This is a genomic window from Mesorhizobium sp. IMUNJ 23033 (genome assembly GCF_044778005.1).
GTDB classification, from domain to species: domain Bacteria; phylum Pseudomonadota; class Alphaproteobacteria; order Rhizobiales; family Rhizobiaceae; genus Mesorhizobium; species Mesorhizobium amorphae_A.
This window is the reverse complement of record NZ_JBJACT010000013.1, coordinates 52,299-70,345: the sequence shown is the minus strand read 5'-3', so window position 1 is coordinate 70,345 and position 18,047 is coordinate 52,299. Positions and strand designations below refer to the sequence as shown.

General features: G+C 64.7%; 17 protein-coding genes and 1 riboswitch. Of the genes, 7 read left to right on the top strand and 10 right to left on the bottom strand.

Features of this window, described 5'->3' with window-relative positions; translation table 11 throughout:
* The first annotated feature begins 54 nt into the window (after positions 1–54).
* Positions 55–1,134, top strand: a complete 1,080-nt coding sequence (locus tag ACFX5Q_RS16155; RefSeq protein WP_404279521.1) for a D-alanine--D-alanine ligase family protein — start codon at positions 55–57, stop codon at positions 1,132–1,134.
* Between the two features lie 71 nt (positions 1,135–1,205).
* Here ACFX5Q_RS16155 and ACFX5Q_RS16150 read toward each other — a convergent pair whose 3' ends face one another.
* The 3 genes from ACFX5Q_RS16150 to ACFX5Q_RS16140 all read right to left on the bottom strand — a co-directional run bounded on the left by ACFX5Q_RS16150 (position 1,206) and on the right by ACFX5Q_RS16140 (position 4,880).
* On the bottom strand, positions 1,206–2,258 hold the full coding sequence (locus ACFX5Q_RS16150; protein ID WP_404279519.1) for a substrate-binding domain-containing protein: 1,053 nt from the start codon (positions 2,256–2,258) through the stop codon (positions 1,206–1,208).
* Positions 2,259–2,306: 48 nt separating this feature from the next.
* The gene (locus ACFX5Q_RS16145) at positions 2,307–3,302 is read right to left on the bottom strand and encodes an ABC transporter permease (RefSeq protein ID WP_404279517.1); all 996 of its coding nucleotides are present in this window, start codon (positions 3,300–3,302) and stop codon (positions 2,307–2,309) included.
* Between the two features lie 66 nt (positions 3,303–3,368).
* Complete coding sequence (locus tag ACFX5Q_RS16140; RefSeq protein WP_404279515.1) at positions 3,369–4,880, bottom strand: sugar ABC transporter ATP-binding protein; 1,512 nt, start codon at positions 4,878–4,880, stop codon at positions 3,369–3,371.
* Between the two features lie 136 nt (positions 4,881–5,016).
* On the opposite strand from ACFX5Q_RS16140, the gene mtnK reads away from it, so the two are divergent.
* From mtnK to dhaL, 5 genes are all read left to right on the top strand, one after another.
* Entirely contained in the window at positions 5,017–6,288 is a 1,272-nt protein-coding gene (mtnK, locus tag ACFX5Q_RS16135; protein WP_404279513.1) for an S-methyl-5-thioribose kinase, read from the top strand.
* Positions 6,285–7,379, top strand: coding sequence for an S-methyl-5-thioribose-1-phosphate isomerase (gene mtnA, locus ACFX5Q_RS16130; RefSeq protein WP_404279511.1), 1,095 nt, complete (start codon positions 6,285–6,287; stop codon positions 7,377–7,379). The genes mtnK and mtnA overlap by 4 nt, the downstream gene beginning before the upstream one ends.
* A 79-nt stretch (positions 7,380–7,458) precedes the next feature.
* Positions 7,459–7,658, top strand: a riboswitch (FMN riboswitch).
* Positions 7,659–7,735: 77 nt separating this feature from the next.
* Positions 7,736–8,209 carry a 6,7-dimethyl-8-ribityllumazine synthase gene (locus ACFX5Q_RS16125; RefSeq protein ID WP_404279509.1) on the top strand — a complete coding sequence of 158 codons (474 nt, stop codon included), beginning with the start codon at positions 7,736–7,738 and terminating at the stop codon, positions 8,207–8,209.
* A 73-nt stretch (positions 8,210–8,282) separates the two neighbouring features.
* Positions 8,283–9,290 (top strand): dihydroxyacetone kinase subunit DhaK, encoded by a 1,008-nt coding sequence (locus ACFX5Q_RS16120; RefSeq protein ID WP_404279507.1) that lies wholly within the window; start codon positions 8,283–8,285, stop codon positions 9,288–9,290.
* Between the two features lie 8 nt (positions 9,291–9,298).
* Entirely contained in the window at positions 9,299–9,937 is a 639-nt protein-coding gene (dhaL, locus tag ACFX5Q_RS16115) for a dihydroxyacetone kinase subunit DhaL (RefSeq protein ID WP_404279505.1), read from the top strand.
* Here dhaL and ACFX5Q_RS16110 read toward each other — a convergent pair.
* From ACFX5Q_RS16110 to ACFX5Q_RS16100, 3 genes are read right to left on the bottom strand one after another with little or no spacing between them, the layout of a single operon-like run.
* On the bottom strand, positions 9,934–10,374 hold the full coding sequence (locus ACFX5Q_RS16110; protein ID WP_404279503.1) for an RpiB/LacA/LacB family sugar-phosphate isomerase: 441 nt from the start codon (positions 10,372–10,374) through the stop codon (positions 9,934–9,936). The two genes, dhaL and ACFX5Q_RS16110, sit on opposite strands and share 4 nt — an antisense overlap.
* A gap of 26 nt (positions 10,375–10,400) precedes the next feature.
* A complete protein-coding gene (locus ACFX5Q_RS16105) occupies positions 10,401–11,159 on the bottom strand; it encodes a triose-phosphate isomerase (RefSeq protein WP_404279501.1) in 759 nt (252 codons plus the stop codon).
* Positions 11,160–11,171: 12 nt separating this feature from the next.
* On the bottom strand, positions 11,172–11,942 hold the full coding sequence (locus ACFX5Q_RS16100) for a DeoR/GlpR family DNA-binding transcription regulator (protein WP_404279499.1): 771 nt from the start codon (positions 11,940–11,942) through the stop codon (positions 11,172–11,174).
* A gap of 272 nt (positions 11,943–12,214) precedes the next feature.
* On the opposite strand from ACFX5Q_RS16100, the gene fba reads away from it, so the two are divergent.
* Entirely contained in the window at positions 12,215–13,279 is a 1,065-nt protein-coding gene (gene fba, locus ACFX5Q_RS16095) for a class II fructose-bisphosphate aldolase (RefSeq protein WP_120014302.1), read from the top strand.
* 59 nt (positions 13,280–13,338) lie between these two features.
* Here fba and ACFX5Q_RS16090 read toward each other — a convergent pair whose 3' ends face one another.
* From ACFX5Q_RS16090 to ACFX5Q_RS16075, 4 genes are all read right to left on the bottom strand, one after another.
* Positions 13,339–14,280 (bottom strand): sugar phosphate isomerase/epimerase family protein, encoded by a 942-nt coding sequence (locus tag ACFX5Q_RS16090; protein ID WP_404279497.1) that lies wholly within the window; start codon positions 14,278–14,280, stop codon positions 13,339–13,341.
* Positions 14,281–14,363: 83 nt separating this feature from the next.
* On the bottom strand, positions 14,364–15,437 hold the full coding sequence (locus ACFX5Q_RS16085) for a class II aldolase/adducin family protein (protein WP_404279495.1): 1,074 nt from the start codon (positions 15,435–15,437) through the stop codon (positions 14,364–14,366).
* The gene (locus tag ACFX5Q_RS16080; protein WP_404279493.1) at positions 15,437–16,954 is read right to left on the bottom strand and encodes a glycerol-3-phosphate dehydrogenase; all 1,518 of its coding nucleotides are present in this window, start codon (positions 16,952–16,954) and stop codon (positions 15,437–15,439) included. Before ACFX5Q_RS16080 ends, ACFX5Q_RS16085 begins: the two co-directional genes overlap by 1 nt.
* 45 nt (positions 16,955–16,999) lie before the next feature.
* Positions 17,000–18,040: a 2-hydroxyacid dehydrogenase gene (locus ACFX5Q_RS16075; protein WP_404279491.1), complete on the bottom strand. Its 1,041-nt coding sequence runs from the start codon at positions 18,038–18,040 to the stop codon at positions 17,000–17,002.
* Positions 18,041–18,047 lie beyond the last annotated feature (7 nt).

Here is an 18,047-nt window from a genome sequence, read left to right as displayed (position 1 = left end):
CTCCCGCCAATCCTGCCATTGAATCCTCATACGAACGAATCCTTGGGAGACACCATGGCCGACCCCGAAAAGAAACTACTGCGTATTGCCGTGCTCTTCGGCGGGCGCTCGGCCGAGCATGACGTGTCCGTACTCTCAGCGACCAATGTCATGGCCGCGCTGGAGCCGGCGAAATACGATGCCGTTCCCGTCTTCATCACCCGCGAAGGGCAATGGCTGCTGAGCAGTTTCGAGGACGGCGAACTGGCGACACCGTCACACGGCACGGAGGTCTGCCTGGTGCCGGGCGGGCATGGACGGATGCTGGCGATCCCCGCCAGTGGCTCGCCGCACGACCTGCCTCGCATCGACATAGTGTTTCCCGTTCTGCACGGCCTGCATGGCGAGGACGGCGCCGTGCAGGGGCTGGCCGAGGTGGCACGCGTGCCGCTTGCCGGCTGCGGCATCCTTGGCTCGGCCACAGCGCTCGACAAGGATATCGCCAAGCGGCTGCTGAAGGCGGCGGGGCTGCCTGTCGCGCGCTCGGTGACGATCGATGAAGGTGCGGCGCCTTCCCTCGCCGAATTGGAAGAAAAACTCGGCCTGCCGCTGTTCATTAAGCCGGCGCGGCAAGGCTCGTCGGTCGGCGTCAGAAAAGTCTCGGCCAGCCAGGAATTCGCCGGGGCGCTCGCCGAAGGTTTTCAGCACGACCGCAAGCTGTTGGCCGAAGAGTTCATCCGTGGCCGCGAGATCGAATGCAGCGTGCTAGAGGACACAGAAGGCGGCCTGTTCGTTTCCCGCCCCGGCGAAATCGTGCCGGCCGAAAGCCACGGCTTCTACAGCTACGACGCCAAATACATCGACAAGGATGGGGCGGCGCTGAAGGTGCCTGCCGAACTGCCGCCGGAGACCGAGGACAGGATCCGCGAGACGGCGGCAAAGGCGTTCCGCGCGGTCGGCTGCGACAGCATGGCCCGCGTCGATTTCTTCGTCATGCCGGACATGGACTTCGTCATCAACGAACTCAACACCATTCCCGGTTTCACCGACATCAGCATGTATGCCAAGGCGATGGCGGCAAGCGGCGTCAGCTACGCCGAAGTCATCGACCGGCTGGTGGCGCACGGGCTGGCGCGCGCCGGCCGATCGGGCTGAAGACGAAGCTTCGGCTGCAAACAGAAGAGCGGCCCGCGAGCCGCTCTTCTCCTCTGCCGATAGGCCAAGGATTACTTGGCGTTCGGGTTCGGCATCCAGGCCGGCATGGCGACGTCGGCATGGGCGAACTGCGGCAGCTTGGCCGACAGGTCCTCCATGTTCTTGATGTCCTTGTCGATCAGATCCTTCTGGGTGATCAGCGTCGGCGGCACGATGACGTTGTGGCCGGGATCTTCGCCGGTCAGAAGCTGCGCCAGCGCGCGCACCGACACCTGGCCGACGACGGCCGGGTTGGTGGCGGCCGTGGCAGCCCAGGCGCTGTCAGGCTCGCGCATCGCGGCAATGTCGGAGGTCGAAATGTCGGCCGAATAGATCTTGATGTCCTTGTTCATGCCGGCCTCGTCGACGGCGATCTTCACGCCCTTGGCGAATTCGTCATAAGGCGCGAACATCACCTTGATGTCGGGATGCGCCGACAGCACCGAGCGCGCCTGGTTGGCGACGGAATTGGCGATCGGGTTGTCGAGCGTGCCGAACATGGCGACTTCGTTGATGCCGGAGAACTTCTTCTTGACGTCGACCCAGGTCTCGTTGCGGCGGTCGAGCGGCGCGATGCCGGCGACATAGACATAGCCGGCCTTCCAGCTTTCGCCATTGTCCTTGACCGCCTGTTCGAGCGCCAAGCGCGCGAGGTCGCGGTCGGACTGTTCGATCTGCGGGATCTTGGGGTTTTCGACATTGACGTCGAAGGCGACGACCTTGATGCCGGCATCGACCGCGCGCTGGGCGGCGTCCTTCATCGATTCCGTCAGCCCGTGCTGGATGATGATGCCTTGCACGCCGAGCGCGATGGCCTGGTCGACCATGTCGGCTTGCAGCGCGGCGTCCTGGCGGCTGTCGAGCACGCGCAGGTCGACGCCGAGCGCTTTCGACTGTGCCTCGACGCCGGAAAGATAGGCCTGGAAGAAGTCGCCGGTCGAGAGATAGCGCACCAGCGCGATCTTGACGCCGGGCTTGTCGAACGGCGCCGGCTTGTCCGCGGCAAGAGCCGGCGCCTGCATCAGCATCGTGGCGCCGGCAAGCCCGAGCGTCAGCTTTCCTAGAAGTCTTCTTGTGATCGTCACGTTGTTTCCTCCACTTGTTGAACCCAAAAATCTGCCCCGGTCGAAACCCTATCTCTTGCCCTTGCCGGAAAGGGCGAAGGTGAAGACAAGGGCGACGACGAGAACCACGCCCTTGACGAAATCCTGCGTGTAGTAAGGCGCGTTCATCATCGTCAGCCCCTGCAACAGCACGCCGACGAACACAGCACCGACGGCCGTGCCGAAGGCGTTGGGCTTGGCGGCGCCGAGGACCGCGTAACCGATCAGCGCTGCCGCCACTGCGTCGAGCAGCAGATTATTACCCGAGGCGATGTCGCCGCGTCCAAGCCGGGCAGCGAGCAAAATCCCGCCGATCGAGGCAAAAACTCCAGAAATAACATAGGCCCAGATTTTGTATGCATTGACAGGCGCGCCGGCGAGTTCGGCGGCCCGTTCGTTGCTGCCGACGGCATACATCATGCGGCCGAAACGGGTGTATTCGAGGAAGAACCAGATCAGCACGGCGAGAACGAGCAGTACGACGACCGAAACCGGAATGAGGTTCGGGATGAAGAAATCGAAGCGGTGGCGGCCGAGCGCCAGGAAGGCATCGCCGAACTTGCCGTTGGCGACCGAACCGTCGGGCATGGTCATGCCGGTGGCGATCGAGCGTCCCTCGGTCGGAATGCGCTGCAGGCCGACGAGCAGGAACATCATGCCGAGCGTCGCGAGCAGGTCCGGCACGCGCATATAGACGATCAGCCAGCCATTGATGAGACCGACGAGAACGCCGATCAGCAGGCAGGCGATGACCGCGACGACGGCGTTCTGCTCCAGCACCACCATCACATAGGAGGCCGCCATCATGGCGCTGGTGGCGACGGAGCCGATCGACAGGTCGAAGCCGCCGACAACCAGGGTGGCGGTGACACCGAGTGCAAGGACACCGGTGATGGCGACGGACTGGAAGATGAAGACAGCACTTTGCGGCGAGACGAAGCCGTCGGCGGCGATGGCGAAATAGGCGATCAGCCCGAACAGAAGGACGATGAAGCCATAGCGGATGGCATGGTCGCGCAGCATCATCCAGCGCACCCGCGCGCTGCTGTCGTCTCAACCCAACTCATGCCTGCTCCATTCCATGTCCCTGGTTCATGCCGCACTGTGCAGCGGGCCGCCCGCCACTTCGGCCAGCAGCCGCTCGAGGTCGATGTCGGTATTCCGGTGCTCGCCGACGATCGTCTGCTCCGACATCACCAGGATGCGGTCCGCCGTCTCCAGCGCCTCGTCGAGTTCGGTAACAAACAAAAGCGTCGCGCGGCCGTCGGCGCTTGCCCTCAGCTTGGCTGCGATATCGCGCCTGGCCGAGATGTCGACGCCCTGGAACGGCTCGTCGAGGATGAACAGTTTTGCCTCCTGCGCCATCCAGCGGGCGACCATCACCTTCTGCTGGTTGCCGCCGGAAAGCGCCGACATCTCGTCCTTCTCGGAGCGGCAGACGATGCCAAGCTCGTCGATCTGCCGGCGGGCGGTGGCGCGCTCGATGCGGCGCTTGAGAACACCGAAACGCGACATGCGCCTGTGGAACGGCAGGCTGATGTTTTCCTGGATGTTGAAGCCGCCGACGATGCCGTTTTCGCCGCGGTCCTTGGCGACAAGGAACACGCCAGCCGCGATCGCTTCGCCCGTGGATCCCGGCGCATAGGGCTTGCCGTTCAACGTCATGGTGCCGGACAGCGGCCTGCGCACGCCAAAGAGTGTTTCGGCCAGCGCCGTCTTGCCGACGCCGACCAGGCCGGTGACGGCAACGACCTCGCCGGCGCCGAGCATCAGCGAGATCGGCCGCGCGCCGGGCGCAAGGCGCAAGCCTTCAACCGTCAGCACGGGGTGCGCCGAATTGCGGGCGACGACGCGGTCGAGATGGATCTTGCGGCCTAGCATGGCGTTGACGGCGCCCTCATACTCGAGCGGCTTTTGATCGAACACGCCGCTGACCACGCCGTCGCGCATCGAGACGATGCGGTCGGCAAGCCGGCGGATGTCCGACATGCGGTGCGAGATGTAGAGGATCGCGACGCCCTGTTCGCGCAGCCGGTCGATCAGCGCGAACAGCCGGTCGGCCTCGGCGCTGGACAGGGAGGACGTCGGCTCGTCGAGGATCAGCACCTTCGGCCGGTGCGCCATGGCGCGGGCTATGGCCACCATCTGGCGGTCGGCCAACGAAAGATCGGCGACCCGAGCCTTGAGGTCGATGGCCAGACCCATGCGATCGGCGACGGCCTTGGCCTCGCGGCGCACGCGCGCCGGATTGAACAATGTCGGCACACCGCTGCCGCTCAGCCGGTCCAGCGTCAGATTGGTGGCGACGTCGAGATCGGCGACGACGCCATCATTGATGTTCTGGTGCACGGTGACGACGCCGGCGCGGATCGCTTCCGCCGGGGTTTTCGGCGCGAAGTCGTGGCCGGCGAGGCTCATCGTGCCGGCGCCGCGCTCGTAGACGCCGCTGATGATCTTGACCAGGGTGGACTTGCCGGCGCCGTTGGCGCCCATCAGCACGGTGACCTCGCCCGCATGCAGCTCGACCGAGATGCCGCCAAGCACCTCGTTTTGGCCAAAGGATTTCCTCAGGCCCTCCACACGGAACACGGCATCAGCGCCCATTCGTTCCTCCCTGACCGTGACGCTATGGGCTGCATCGGCAATTGTCAACACGATTGACAATTGCCAGAGCGCTACCTAGCTTGGCCCCGCCGCCATGCCTCCGTTATGTTCGGAGCGCATATGCGGGAGGATGACGATGACGCAGAAATTGCCGTTCGAAGCACTATCGGTCGAGACGCTGCCGACGCGCCTTGGCGCTAACGACGCGCTCACCGCGAAAATCGGCAAGGACACAAGTCGCTGGAAAGTGCGCGAGGTCGGCGACGGCAATCTGAACCTGGTGTTCATCGTCGAGGGCGAAACGGGTGCGGCGGTGGTCAAACAGGCCCTGCCCTATGTCCGCCTTGTCGGCGACAGCTGGCCGCTGCCGCTGAAGCGCTCCTTCTTCGAATATCATGCGCTGACCAGGCAGGAAGCGCGCGCACCCGGCTCGGTGCCGGCGATCTATCATTTCGACGAGGGCCAGGCGCTGATCATCATGGAGTATCTGTCGCCGCACATCATCCTGCGGCGGGCGCTGATCGAAGGCCGGCAATTGCCGAACATTGCCCGGGATATCGGCCTGTTCATGGCGCGGACCCTGTTTCGCGGCTCCGACCTCTCGATGGTGACCAAGGATCGCAAGGCCGATCTGGCGCTGTTCGCCGACAATGTCGAACTTTGCGACATCACCGAGAACCTGGTGTTCTCCGACCCCTATTTCGACGCGAAAATGAATCGCCATACCAGCCCGCAACTCGACGGCCTGGTGGCCGAGTTGCGCGCCGACCGCGACCTCAAGGTCGAGGCGCAGCGGCTGAAGCATCTCTTTGCCGCCAATGCTGAGACGCTGCTGCATGGCGATTTGCATTCGGGCTCGATCATGGTCACCGACCAGGAAACCCGGATGATCGATCCGGAGTTCGCCTTCTACGGCCCGATGGCCTTCGACGTCGGCATGCTGCTTGCCAATTTCTGGATGTCCTTCTTCTCGCAAAGCGGCCATGAGCAGAACGGCAAGCGCGACGCCATGCGCGCCTATCTGCTCGATGTCGTCGTCGAGACATGGGCCGTGTTCCGCACCGAATTCTCGCATCTATGGCGGACCGAGCGCAGCGGCATGCTCTACCAGAAGAGCCTGTTCGAGGATCAGGGTGACCTGCTCGGCGCCGAACAGGCGCTCGACCATGTGCTGCATTCGATCTGGACCGACCTTCTGGGTTTCGCCGGCATCGAGGTTCACCGGCGCATCCTCGGCCTCGCCCACAACGCCGATTTCGAGACCATTGCCGACGCAGACCTGCGCGCCACATGTGAGGCAAAGGCGCTGAAGTTCGGCCGTCACCTCGCCGTCAACCGGCACCAGATCCACAGCATCGACGAGGTCAACACTCTGGCCACGCTGATCGAACGGGAGAACAGCATTTGAACGTCGGCGAGCGCCATTACCGCACCATCTGGCTGAGCGACGACAAGCGTTCGGTTGAGATCATCGACCAGCGCTGGCTGCCGCATGATTTCCGCGTCGAGCGGATCGGCAGCGTTGCCGGCATCGCCACCGCGATCCGCGACATGTGGGTGCGCGGCGCGCCGCTGATCGGCGTCACCGCTGCCTATGGCGTCGCCATCCAGATGAAAGACGATCCATCGGACGCAGCCCTCGACGCCGTCTGGGAGACCTTGCACGAGACGCGCCCGACCGCGATCAATCTACGCTGGGCGCTGGACGAGATGCGGCGCTTCCTCAAGCCGCTGCCGGTAGAACAACGAGCCGAGGCCGCCTACCGCCGCGCCGCTGAGATCGCCGACGAGGATGTCGGGCTGAACCGCGCCATCGGCGAGAACGGGCTTGAGATTATCAAGGCGATCGCGGCGCGCAAGCAGCCGGGGGAAACCGTCAACATCCTGACCCATTGCAATGCCGGCTGGCTGGCGACCGTCGATTACGGCACCGCCACGGCGCCGATCTATCTGGCGACCGAGGCCGGCATTCCCGTCCATGTCTATGTCGACGAGACGCGGCCGCGCAACCAGGGCGCCCAGCTGACCGCCTGGGAGATGGCCGGCCATGGCGTGCCGCACACGCTGATCGTCGACAATGCCGGCGGCCATCTGATGCAGCGCGGCCAGATCGACATGGTCATCGTCGGCACCGACCGCACGACTGCCAGTGGTGACGTCTGCAACAAGATCGGCACCTATCTCAAGGCGCTCGCCGCCGCCGACAATGACGTGCCGTTCTATGTTGCGCTGCCCTCCCCGACCATCGACTGGACGGTCGGCGACGGTCTCGCCGAAATCCCGATCGAGGAGCGCTCCGGCGACGAGGTGTCGCTTGTCTGGGGCAGGACCGCTGCCGGCGATATCGCTCAGGTGCGCGTGTCGCCGGAGGCGACGCCCGCGGCGAACCCGGCCTTCGATGTGACGCCAGCGCGGCTGGTCACCGGCCTGATCACCGAACGCGGCATCGCCAAGGCCTCGCGCGAAGGGTTGAAGGCGATGTTCCCGGAACGCGGCTGATTGGCAGATGGAACGGATCGTTGTTCCAACGCGTGTCGGCAATTGACAGCAACGCACTGCCCTTCCATACAAACGCCGTCAATGTTCTCAGGGCGGGGTGAAAGTCCCCACCGGCGGTAAGGACTCCTAGTTGCGCATGATTCCTTTCCGAAAACCGTTCCGGTTTTCGGGGTCATGCGCGGGCCCAAGCCCGCGAGCGCTTTTCGGTTGTCGAAAAGGTCAGCAGATCCGGTGTGATTCCGGAGCCGACGGTCACAGTCCGGATGGAAGAGAACGAACGAAAGACGGCCGCGTCCGTGCGGTCCGGATTTCGTATCGTGCGTCCTGATTCTGGTTCGAAACGGAAGGATGGACCCATGAATCAGCATTCCCCAAAAGACTATGAAATCGTTCGCGTCGCCGTCATTCGCGCGCGCTGGCATGCCGACATCGTCGACCAATGCGTGGCGGCGTTCGAGGCCGAGCTTGCCGTTCTCGGCGGCGGCCGCTTTGCCGTCGATGTGTTCGACGTGCCGGGTGCCTACGAGATTCCGCTGCACGCCAAGACTTTGGCCGGGACCGGCCGCTATGCCGCTATCCTCGGCACCGCCTTCGTCGTCAATGGCGGCATCTACCGGCACGATTTCGTCGCCGGTGCCGTCATCGACGGCATGATGAATGTGCAGCTGTCGACCGGCGTGCCGGTGCTCTCGGCTGTGCTGACGCCACACAATTATCACGACAGCGCCGAGCATCACCGCTTCTTCTTCGAACATTTTCAAGTGAAGGGCAAAGAAGTGGCCAAGGCTTGCGTCGAGATTCTCGCCGCGCGAGAACAGATCGCGGCATAAGGTTCTTGCCGGGTGGAAATCCCGGCAACACCCGGTAATATCAGGGAAAATACCGAAAGTCGGGAGGATGCCGGTGCAGACCAAGAAGATCATCAATGACGGTAACCGCTCCGTCGACGAGATGCTCGAAGGGATCCTCGCCGCGCATCCTCGCCACCTCAAAAGCGTGGACGGCAGCCCGCGCTCGATCATCGCCCGCGACGGGCCGCGGCCCGGCAAGGTCGGGCTCGTCATCGGCGGCGGCTCGGGCCATGAGCCGACCTTTCTCGGCTTTGTCGGCAAGGGGCTGGCGGATGCCGCGGCCATCGGCAATGTCTTTGCCTCGCCGCCGCCCGACCCGATCGTCGAATGCGCCAAGGCGGTGAGCGGCGGCGCTGGCGTTCTGTTCATGTATGGCAACTATGCCGGCGACGTGATGAATTTCGACATGGCCGCCGAGATGGCGGCGATGGACGACATCGATGTGCGCACCGTGCTGACCACCGATGACGTTGCGTCCGCGCCGCGCGACCAGCGGGACAAACGGCGCGGCGTCGCCGGCAATTTCTTCATCTTCAAGGCGGCGGGCGCGGCCTGCGACCGCATGCTCTCCTTCGACGAGGTCGAGCGCATCGCCCGCAAGGCCAACGACCACACCTTCACTATGGGCGTGGCGCTTTCGCCCTGCTCGCTGCCGCAGACTCGCCGGCCGAATTTCGAGATCGGCGCCGACGAAATGGAGATCGGCATGGGCATCCATGGCGAGCCAGGCATTGCGCGCGGCAAGCTGAAAACGGCCGACGAGATCACCGACGAGATGCTGGACAGGATCCTTGCCGAGATGGCGCCGTCGCGCGGCGACAAGGTCGCCGTGCTTGTCAACTCGCTCGGCTCGACGCCGCTGATGGAGCTCTACATCATGAACCGGCGCGTCAAGCAGAGGCTCGACAACATTGGTGTTTCAATCCATGCGACCTGGGTCGGCAATTACTGTACCTCGCTCGAAATGGCCGGCGCCTCGGTGACGCTGGAGCATCTCGACGGCGAGCTGCAGACGATGCTCGACCACCCTTGCGACTGCGCCATGTTCCGCGCCGGCTGAGGCACACCATGACAGCCATCGACACGGCCCGGCTGAAGCACATGTTCGATGCCATCGCGGTGGCGATCGAGGCCGACAAGGACCGGCTCTGCCAGCTCGACGGCGTCATCGGCGACGCCGACCACGGCATTGCCATGGCGCTCGGCTTCGGCGCGGTGCGCGATGCGCTGGAGCCGCTCGACGTTGGGGCGATCGAGCCGACAGCGCTGCTGAACACGGCGGCAAAATCGTTCCTCAATGCCGTCGGCGCGTCGTCGGGACCGCTCTATGCGACGGCGCTCATGCGCGCCGCTGCCGCCGTCAAGGGCAGGGCGGCACTGGAGGATGCGGACGTCATCGCCCTGCTCCAGGCGATGGCACAAGGCATCAAGGATCGCGGCAAGGCCGAGATCGGCGAAAAGACGATGATCGACGCCTGGCAGCCGGCGGCCGAAGCGGCAGCCGCCGCGCATGCGGCCGGCAAGTCCCTGGCTGAAAGCCTCGACGCCGCGCTTGCCGCGGCCGAGCGCGGTGCGGAAGTGACCAAGGACATGATCGCTTCCAAGGGCCGCTCCTCGCGACTCGGCGAGCGCTCGCTCGGACACATCGATCCGGGCGCGGCGTCGGCCGTCACCGTCATCGGCGCGATGAAGAACAGCCTCGGTTAGCCCTTCGCCGCATCGAGCCGATTGATTGCCTGGACGTTGCCGGCCGAAGGACCCTTCTCGTCGAACTCCGAGGCCAGCCAGGTGTCGACGATCGCCTTGGCCAGTTCCGGGCCGATGACGCGGGCGCCCATGGTGATGATCTGGGCGTTGTTGGATTTCGCGGCGCGCTCGGCCGAATAGGTGTCGTGGGTGAGTGCCGCGCGGATGCCCGGCACCTTGTTGGCCGAGATCGAAACGCCGATGCCGGTGCCGCAAAACAGGATGCCGCGATCGTTCTCGCCGTCGACGATCGTCTGCGCGAGCTTTTGCGACAGATCGGCATAGTAGCCAGCCTGGCTGAGGTCGCTGACGGTCAGGCCCGATTTGGTGGCGAGGTGTGCGGCGATGACGTCGAGCAGCGGCTTGCCGGCGCTATCGGCTCCAATGGCTATTCTCATTTTCTTGTCCTTCCTGTTCGATGGGTTCAGATCGCCGCCGAGGCGCGGCTGAGGATGTCGATGTAGCCTTCCGCCTGCCAGGCCGAGCGGCCGATGAACAGGCCGTCGACATTGGGCTGGCCGATCAGCTCGGCGGCATTTTGCGGATTGACGCTGCCGCCATAGAGCACCGGCGGCACGGAGGGCAAAAGGCCGCCGGCAACCTTCTTGATCAGCGCCTGCTGCCTGTCGGCATAGTCGGAGCTGGCCGGAATGCCCTTGTCGCCGATCGCCCAGACCGGCTCGTAGGCGAACAGGAGTTTTGCACCCTTCGCCTCGCCGTCGAGGAACTGCAGCGCGCCTTGCACCTGCGCCGTCAGTACGGCATCGGCCTTGCCGCCTTCGCGCTCGGCAAACGTCTCGCCGACGCAGATCAGCGGCACCAGCCCGTGCTTCACCGCCGCCGCCGTCTTCAGCCCGACGGCATGGTCGGTCTCGCCAAAATGCTCGCGCCGTTCGCTGTGGCCAAGCTCAACAAGATCGAGCCCGCAATCCTCGAGCATCACCGGCGAGATCTCGCCGGTCCAGGCGCCGGCATCGGCCCAATGCATGTTCTGCGCGCCGACCTTGATGCGCGTCGACGACAACGCCGCCTTGACCTCGCGCACCGCCGTGAACGGCGGAATGACGAAGGGCTGGATGCGCTCGTCGAAACCCGGCACGAAGCCGGCTAGCGCTCGCGCGAAATCGAGCGCCTCGGCGAGGGTCTTGTTCATCTTCCAGCTTGTACCGACCCAGTAAACCACGCGTACTGCTCCCTAATCCTTGTTGCCAACCACCGTCAGTGAAACGCCAGCGCCATCCAGCGCTTCGCGCAGCTGCGGTTCCAGGTCGCGACCGGTGAAGACGGTGTCGAACGCCCTGAGATCGGTCAGGAAATGCAAGGCCGTGCGGCCGAACTTGCCGTGATCGACCAGCAGGTATTTGCGCGCCGCGACAGCCATCATCGTGCGTTTGGTCTGCACCACTTCCTGGTCCTGGTGGAAAGCCGACGCGCCGTGGATGGCGGACGACGACAGGAAAGCGACGTCGGCGCGAAGCGACTTCAGCATGTCCTCGGTGAGCAGGCCGAAGAAGCCATGGAACTTCTTGCTGTACTGGCCGCCGAGCGCGATCAGCGTAATGCCGCCGACGCCGGCCAGTTCCTGGATGACGGCCAGATTGTTGGAGATCACCGTCAGCGGGCGAAGATCGGCGAGGCGACCGGCAATGCCGCCGGCCGTCGAGCCGTCGTCGATGATCACGGTCTGGCCCGGTTCGATCATCGCCACCGCGGCGGCCGCCAGGCGCTGCTTTTCCTCGGCCGCTTGCTTTTGCCGGTAGCGGAAATCGCTTTCGAACAGGCCGCTCGGCTGGATCGAGGCGCCGCCGCGCACCTTGCGCAGGAAGCCGCTTTCTTCGAGTTCGTCGAGGTCGCGATGCACGGTCATCTTCGACACACCGAAGCGCGAGGCAAGGTCGTCGACCGACGCCGTGCCGGCGTCCATCAGAAAATCCATGATGCCCTGGCGGCGGCCGTCGCTCTTCATCCCGGCGCTTTCTCGCGCAACAAGCTGCGCATTGAACCATGATCCGATATATAACGCCGGAAAAGCGCGTTTGCACCAAAATTTTTGTGATAATGTTACCTTTCTCTGGGATATCGGTGCGCTTGTGATTGCGGTCCTGTAACAAGAATTGCTTCGGACGCGCCGTCGACAGGTTGCGGTCCGGCGGAAATCCGGCCAGAAGCATCAACGGGCTGGACGACGATCGGCCAGCCAACAGACACGGTTCGAAACCAGACACGGGAGACTATTGGGTGGCTCGCATCACACTGAGACAATTGCTCGACCATGCCGCCGAACACGGCTATGGCGTGCCGGCCTTCAACATGAACAACATGGAACAGGGCCTTGCCATCATGGAGGCCGCCGAGGAGACCAAATCGCCGGTCATCCTGCAGGCGAGCCGCGGCGCGCGCGCCTATGCCAATGACGTGGTGCTGGCCAAGCTGATCGACGCGCTGGTCGAAATCCACCCCGACATCCCGGTCTGCATGCATCTCGACCACGGCAACAACGAAGCCACCTGCGTCACCGCGATCCAGTACGGCTTCACCTCGGTGATGATGGACGGCTCGCTGAAGGAGGACGGCAAGACGCCGGCCGACTATGCCTACAATTCCGGCATCACGCGCCGCGTCGTCGACATGGCGCATTGGGGCGGCGTGTCGGTGGAAGGCGAGATCGGCGTGCTCGGCTCGCTGGAGATGGGCGGCGGCGAGCAGGAAGACGGCCACGGCGTCGAAGGCGCCGTCAGCCATGACCAGCTTTTGACCGATCCCGAACAGGCGGTGGAGTTCGTCAAGGACACGCATGTCGATGCGCTGGCGGTTGCCATGGGCACCAGCCACGGCGCCTACAAATTCTCGCGCAAGCCCGACGGCGCGGTGCTGGCGATGAACGTGATCGAGGAGATCCACCGCCGCCTGCCTAACATGCATCTGGTCATGCACGGTTCGTCCTCGGTGCCGGAGGACCTGCAGGAGATCATCAACAAGTACGGCGGCCAGATGAAGCCGACCTGGGGCGTGCCGGTGGAGGAAATCCAGCGCGGCATCAAGCACGGCGTGCGCAAGATCAACATCGACACCGACAACCGCATGGCGCTGACCGGCGCGATCCGCAAGGTGCTGACCGAGAACCCCTCGGAGTTCGACCCGCGCAAATATCTGACGCCGGCCATGGCTGCCATGCGCAAGCTTTGCAAAGAGCGCTTCGAGCAGTTCGGCACCGCCGGCAATGCGCAGAAGATCAAGCCGCTGCCGGTCGCCGAAATGGCCAAGCGCTACAAGTCGGGCAGCCTCGACCCGAAGTTCGGCTGAGTTCTATCTGACCGGAATGACCGGTCCAAAGGGCGGGGGTCCAATCGGCTCCCGCCCTTTCATTTTGCCCGCGGCAACAGGTCCGCCCTGCCGGCGTCGATGAAAGGGGTCCAGTAGTCGACCGATTCACGGATCATGGCGACGACCTGGTGGTCGACCGGCTCGCGCTCGCGAAACGACAGTTCCAGGCAGATCTCGTTGTCGGTGCCGCCACCGCGCCGCACGGTCTCCAGGAATTTCTCCGGCGTGATGCGGCCGTCCTTGTTGTAGGCGGCGGTGAACGGCCAGTGGCCGCCCTTGTTCATCGACGACTGCTTGATGTGGATGATCGGCGATTGCAGTGGAAAGGCCTCGGCCCAGGCATAGGGGTCGATGTCGGCCGGATTGCTCGAGGTCACGTCGCCATGGTCGATGTCGACCATCATCTTGAGCGGAATGGCCATGCCGGCCCCCTCGATCTCCTGGTGCAGCGCCCGGCAGCTCTCGATCGTGTGGCCGAATTCGCGGCCAACCGACATCGGCTCCCAGAACAAATAGGTCAGCCCGGCTGCCTTGGCATGCTCGGCGACCTCGCGCCAGCATTCGAGCGCGATGTCGAGAAGCTTCGCGCGGCGCTCGGGATCGTCATAATCCTGGTGGGTGAAGATAGCGAACTGCGTGCCGATGCCGCTGGCACCGAGCTCCGCTGAGATGTCGGCGAAGGTCTTGAACCAGTCGACATAGTAGCGGCGCACATCGGCGTCGGGATGACCGAAATGATTAAGCCGGCCATAGGGGCCGGTCATGCCCGATGTGATGCGCACGCCGGTCCGGTCCAGCGCCGAACGGAACAGGCGCACGAACTTGGCGATCGTCGCCGGCGGCCAGCCCGGATTGACGAACTCATGCGTCAGCTGCACGTCCCTGATGCCGATGCCATAGGCGATCGCGTCGATCAGATCGTCTGGGTCGGCAAAGCGGTTGACCAGCGGATTGGTGTTGAGGGACAGCGTAAAGGCCAAATTCGAAACTCCTGTTCAGGCCTGCCGGGTATCGCGCTTGACGGCACGATCATCCAGACCGCCACCATCGAGGCCGAGCGCCGTCATTGCAGCGTGGTGGCGTTGCGCCGGTTGAGCTCCTGGCGGTATTTCTCGGCGTCCCAGTTCAGCAGCTCGGCATTCTGCTCGAGGCTCAGATAGTTGACGCGCGCCGCAGGATCGATGCGCGCCGCGACATCGGCGAGGCAGCGCGCCATCGCCTCGGCGCCGGCATTGGCGTCCCGGCGCATCAGGATGCCCTTGCCGGGAAAGAGGATGGACGCCGGCGCCGGCTGCCCGGCGGCCGTTGTCCTGGCCACCACGGCGGCTGCGTTCTCGTTCGGACCGGCGATCACCGATCCGGCGCCGAGGAAGATGACATGGTCCGGATAGAGGCTGCCGGATGCGGCGATGCGGCAACTGGCGAGATCGGTGGCGGCGGCATGCGCCTCGACCGCGACGGGAAGCCGGTAGCCGCTGCCCATGGCGAGCCTGATCAGCGCGTCGACATCGGGCGGTGGTGCCGCGCGCGTCGGGCGGGCGAGCAGGCCGGTGACGCGCCGCAGCAACAGATTTGCCTCGGCAACCGTGTCGGCGGCAACGACCAGCCCGTGATTGCCAAGCACCAGCACGTTGGTGCGAGGCTGCAGCCGCTCGGCGATCCCTTGCGCCAGCGGCAGCCCCGGCCGGCGATAGGGCACGAACGCCCAGTCGAGCCCGCGCAGGCGTTCCTCCAACAGGGCCTCGGCATTGGCCTGCACGGCGATCGCGATCGTCTCGACGCAATGGACATGGACGACGATCTTCTGCGGCAGCAAGGCATGCACCGTCGTTTCGATCGAAGGCCGCAGCCGGTGCGGGTTGAGATCCGCCGGTGTGAATTGATCGGCCTTCTCGGCTGCCGGGCTCTTGCGCGCCACCGCGTCGAGCAAGGGAGCCAGTTCCACCGGTACCATGATGTCGGTGGTGGCCGCGTTCATCAGCCAGGTGCCGGATGCCTTGATCCACAGCAGGCCGGCCTCTTTGAGCGAGGTGTTGCCGCCGGCACCCTGGACCAGCAGCGGGTCGGCGCCGACGTTGGCCGACAGCGCGCGCAGCGCCTCCAACTCGGCGGCATCGTGATCAATGTGAGAAGCCATCAGCCGACCTTCGCCAATCGGTTTTCGCACCAGTCCTCGAAGGAGGCTCTCTCAGCGGCGCTGAGATGCAGGCCGTGCTTGGTGCGCCGGTCAAGAATGTCGGCTGCCGTCAGCGCCCATTCGTGCGCGAAGAGGTAGCTCGCCTCGCGCTCGAAGAAATCCTTGCCGAAAGATCGGCCCATATCGGCGAGCGAGCCGGCGGCGCCGACCAGCGCGCGGGTGCGCGTGCCGTAGAGCCGGCCATAGTGCTTGACGAGCGAGGCCGGCATCCACGGATAGTCGCGAGCGAGGTCGCCGAGGAACTGCTCGAAGTCGGCATTGGCGATGTCGCCGCCCGGCAGATGCGCCTTCGACGTCCACGCCTTGCCCATCTTCGGGAAGAAAGGCTGGATCCGGTCCAACGCGTGCTCGGCCAGTTTGCGGAAGGTGGTGATCTTGCCGCCGAAGACGGAAAGCAGCGGCGCCTGCCCGTCCGACGCGTCGAGCTCGAAGATGTAATCGCGGGTCACTGCGCTCGGATTGTCGGCGTTGTCGTCGTAGAGCGGCCTGACGCCGGAGAACGAATAGACGACATCGCTGCGCGCAAGGCCGCGCTTGAAGTAGCGGTTGACGACTTTGATCAGGTAGTCGATCTCGCTCGCCTCCGCCGTAACGTCCTCGGGCCGCCCGTCATAGGGAATGTCGGTGGTGCCGATCAGCGCCAGATCGTTCTGGTAGGGGTTGATGAAGATGACGCGCTTGTCGTTGTTCTGGACGAGATAGGCCTGCCGCCCCTCCCAGAATTTCGGCACGACGATGTGACTGCCCTTGACCAGGCGCACATTGCGCTTGGAGTTCTGCCCGGCGACGCGGTTGACGATGTCGTTGACCCAGGGGCCGGCGGCGTTGATCAGCGCCCTCGCCCGGACTGTGGTCTTCACGCCGGTCCTGCCATCGCGCATTTCAACCGACCACAGCCCGTTCTCGCGGCGGGCAGCGGTGCAGGCGGTGCGGGTGAAAACCTTCGCGCCCCGCTCGGCGGCGTCGAGCGCGTTGATGACGACGAGGCGGGCATCGTCGACCCAGCAGTCGGAATATTCGAAGCCGCGCTTGAAGGCATCCTTGATCGGCGCGCCTTCGGGCGCGGTGCGCAGGTTGAGCGTGCGGGTGGCGGGCAGCCGCTTGCGGCCGCCAAGATGGTCGTAGAGGAACAGGCCGAGCCGCACCAGCCAGGCCGGCCTGTCGTCGGGGCTGTGCGGCAACACGAAGCGCATCGGCCAGATGATGTGCGGCGCTGATTCCAGCAGCACCTCGCGCTCGATCAGCGCCTCGCGCACCAGGCGGAACTCGTAATATTCGAGATAGCGCAAGCCGCCATGGACGAGCTTGCCCGAACGCGAGCTGGTGCCTTCGGCCAGATCGTCCTTCTCGCACAGGATGACGGACAGGCCGCGGCCGGCGGCGTCGCGCGCGATGCCGGCGCCGTTGACGCCGCCGCCGATGACGAAGAGGTCGACGATTTCGCTCTCGCCGCTCATCGCGCCAGACCTTCGCTGCAGACTGTCCGTTTCATGGCGGCGGCCTTAGCACGGATTGACCGGCGGCAGACCGGCGATGAAGCGACGCACCTCCTCGGCCGCCTGCTCGGCGGCGTAGGTGACGGTGCGCACGGAGGCGCCGGCGATATGCGGCGTCAGCGTCACGTTGGGCAATTGCAGCAGCGGCCAGTCGGCAGGCACCGGCTCGACCGCGAAGGTCTCCAGCATGGCGCTGGCGATGTGGCCGGACACCAGCGCATCGTAGAGCGCGTCATAGTCGACCAGCGGGCCGCGTGCGGTGTTGATGAAGATCACGCCGGGCTTCATCCTGGCGATGGTGTCCTTGTTGATCAGCCCACGTGTTTCCGCCGTCACCCGCGAATGCAGGGTGACCACATCGGAACGGGCGAGAAGATCGTCCAGCGCGACCAGCTCGACGCCGGCATTGCGGTCGTCCGCGCTCAGCTGCACATAGGGATCGGAAACCAGGATGCGGCAGCCAAAGGCGCGCAGCAGGCGCACTACCTTCGTGCCGATATTGCCGTAGCCGATGACGCCGACGGTCATTTCGCTGAGCTCGCGGCCGGTGCGGTCGGCGCGGTAGAGATCGCCGCGCCATTCGCCCTTGCGGAGCGCCTCGTGGCCGACGCGGATCAGCCTTGTCTCGGCAAGGATGGCGCCGATGGTGAATTCGGCCACCGCGCTGGCATTGCGTCCCGGCACGTTGACGACGGTGATGCCATGCGTTTTCGCAGCCGCCATGTCGATGTTGATCGGTCCGCCACGCGACACCGCGACCAGCTTGAGCCCAGGTAAGCGCCGCATCATGGCGTCGGAGAGCGGCGACAGCTGGGTGACGAAGATCTCGGCGTCGCCGATGAAATCGACCACCTCGTCCGGATCGCCGAAATACTCCTTGACCTTGTCGAGGCCGAGCGCCGGATTGCCGAACTCCATCGGCTCGTCGGGCCAGGCCATTTCGAGCGTGCGGATGTCGAGGCTGTTGCCGCAGGCCTTCTCGATCTCCGCCCGGAACACGTCCGGAAGCATGAAACGGTCGCCGATGATCGCTATTTTCTTCTGCATGCTCGAC